At 63.6% G+C, this 2,722-nt stretch carries 2 protein-coding genes; both read right to left on the minus strand.

Features of this window, described 5'->3' with window-relative positions; translation table 11 throughout:
• Window positions 1-178: 178 nt before the first annotated feature.
• Window positions 179-502 carry a hypothetical protein gene (locus tag ACWIE7_RS18675; protein ID WP_454070258.1) on the minus strand — a complete coding sequence of 108 codons (324 nt, stop codon included), beginning with the start codon at window positions 500-502 and terminating at the stop codon, window positions 179-181.
• 698 nt (window positions 503-1,200) lie between these two features.
• On the minus strand, window positions 1,201-2,722 hold a 1,522-nt coding region (locus ACWIE7_RS18680; RefSeq protein ID WP_454070259.1), incomplete at its 5' end, for a hypothetical protein.

Here is a 2,722-nt window from a genome sequence, read left to right on the forward strand (position 1 = left end):
GTCGTGGCGGAGTCGGCCGCCGTGCGGGCGGCCGTCGCGGCACCAGATCGGGATGCCAACCAGTAGGGAATGCCCATCGTGCGTCTCCTCGAGCTGTCGCTTCGGATGTCGCGCGGGCTCACTGTAAGTCCGGCCGCCGCACTCTGCATCCGATGCGCCGCGGAGACCTACGGGCGGTTCACGAAGTGAGGATCTCGATTCCGAGTCCGGCCAATGCTGATACATCACTGGCGTATTCGAGAGGAAGATCCCACTCCCCCTCGCGACTTCGCTTCGCAGCCGCGGCCAGTTGTCGAGTCTCGGCATGCGGAAGCGGATTGAACGTCTTCATCGTGACGACGTCCGACGAGTTCCCGCTACGCCCCCGACGTAATTGGGCTCGCGTCGGGTTGGCGCCGGCCAGGTCCAGGCCATACATCAACCGTCGAGCCGTGTCAGAGCCGAGGGATCTAGCAGCCGTCACGCGGCCGCCCTCGAGCCGGACGATCTGGTGATCGAGCATTCCGGTGACATTCCGGACCCGAGCGAGGTGGCGTCCGTTCATAGTGGAGCTCGTAGGGAACCAGCGCGCATCTTGCGACGCTGAAGAGCTCGCGTTCCCCGGCAAGTAGAAGCGATATTGTGCGGTGCTCACGGTCTCGCTATCCGGAGGACGCAGCGCAGAATTCAGAACGTCGATGGTCCATTCATTAATCGGTTGACCGGGACCTCGCTTCCACATGGCCAGTTCGACGACTGGAAATGCGAACGAAGTTCCCTGCTCGACCCACCGGACTGCTCCGTCTACGTGAACGCGGCCACGGACTTCTGGGGCCAGTGCCCGCACGGGCAGCCCGCCGATCAAGAGGCTGCCTCTAGCGCTTCCGTTCTCCACGAAGTAAGGCGGGGTGCACACCCAGTTCCCATTGACCAGCTGCGCGAGATCCCCCAGCGCCACCAATTCCCTGACTGAGTCTGTAACCCAGGCACGAACTCCCACAGGCGTTTCGTCAATTACTGACTCGCACGCAGCTGTAGCACGGTCGAGCAGGGTGTGATCAGTGACGGGCGCGCCTCCCACGGTGGACGCATGCGCCACAGCCCGAACGATCTCAAAAACAAGGGTCCGGCGCCCGGTTCGTTGCGGGAGCATCAGTTCGGCTGCGATGACGCTCTCGGGGGAAGCTCCCTCAACCGGAACTACATCGAGGTGTGGACCGGTCATCGCAGCATGCTCCGGGCGCGAGCGACCGCATTCTCGAGCACGTCGGTGTCGAGCCGCACGATGGGGGCGATATCCGCGATCACGTCGTCTACCAGCCCGGGCGGGGAAACCTCTGCTGTGGCCAGAGCCGGGACCACGACGGACTCGACCGCGATCTGTGCCCTCGTGAGGGCGGAGTCACCGCGCCCGACAACCTGGGTCTCCGCCACCGTGTGAAGCGTCCGGCTCAAGTCGATGCGGGTGTCGAACACCGGACTGATAGCTTCGGCCAGATCATCGAGCGACCGAACGAGCTCCCCTGAGGCGCTTACCCGGTCAGGAGGAGAAATCGTGCTGGCAGCCGGAACCTCCCCACCCTGCCTCGAGGGTGCAGGGACATCGACGACCGCAGCGAAGTTCCAGAACTCGACACTCACTGGTGCTGTGGTCATTCCGACCGACGCCGTCGCGGCGAGCAGAAGCCCCTCGCCCCAGCAGACGCCCGCTCCTGCGGCCGCAGTTCGGGCGCCTGCTGGGCCCACGATTTGTCTACGTGGATGAGCGAGCCATGGCAGCAAGTAGGTGTCACTGCTCCCACAGTTGAAACCCTCCAGCACCACGAGCCCCGGGTTCTCGGGCGTGCACTCGCGCCTGGCAGCAGCCAAAAGGTCTCCGTGTAGGCGATGCTGGGACGGGTCACTCGCCCGTATCCCCAGCAGATCGGCCGGGCGCAGAAAATCGTGATTCACCGGCAGTTCAGCGACGCGAGCCCCCAGCGCCACCTGTGCGTAGGTGTGCAGAGCGGTCATCGCACCGGTGCCGGTGAGGACGGGCAAGAGACCTGCGTGGAGGATCTCATGGAGCCTCACCAGAACGGTCAATGGCAAGCCGACTACGCGGGCCGCAGTTTCGAGCACCTCTGGGCCTGTGGGCGTCGAAGCCGCAGCAGCCTGCGGAAATGGCTCGCGCACCCGGCTTATTGCCGGAACCGCCGCGCGATTAGCACCGTTGGCGATGCGCATCAGGACAGAATCCGCCAGAAGCTCACCGGCGTCAGCAGTTGCATCCTCGAGCCGCTCCAGAAGTCGGCTCTCGAAAGTCCCAATCTCCGCCTCAAGCTTGGAAAGCTCGGTTTGGAGCTCGACGCGTCGAGCAGCGACGGATTCTTCCAATTCCTTCCGCCGCGCCGTGAGAATAGTGACTTCCGAGCCTTCGTCAGCCATTCGTGCTTCGGCGAGCTGTCGCGCCTCCGCTGCGGCTTCTTGGCGCGCGTGTTCGGCTGCGCTAGCAATCGCAGACTCAACCCTGGGAAGCTCAAGCACACTGTCGATGACGAGCGCGGCAGATTTATCGAGCGCCTCTTGAAATTCCACGACCCGCAGCGCTCGTTCCAGGCGGCTTGCTGATTCCGCACTGATCACGGATTCCGGAATCAGCCGGACGGTCTCGTTAATGAATCGTTTGGTCGAGGCCAAGTCCGGGACGATTCCACCATTGTCCCGAGTAAGTTTAGCCGCGTCGTTAAGTGCGGATCTGAGC

It is taken from the genome of Dietzia sp. NPDC055343 (assembly GCF_053645265.1).

Bases quoted from the DNA above. Each gene is read 5' to 3' on its own strand.
- ACWIE7_RS18675 (WP_454070258.1), bottom strand. From the start codon at position 502: ATGCTCGATCACCAGATCGTCCGGCTCGAGGGCGGCCGCGTGACGGCT.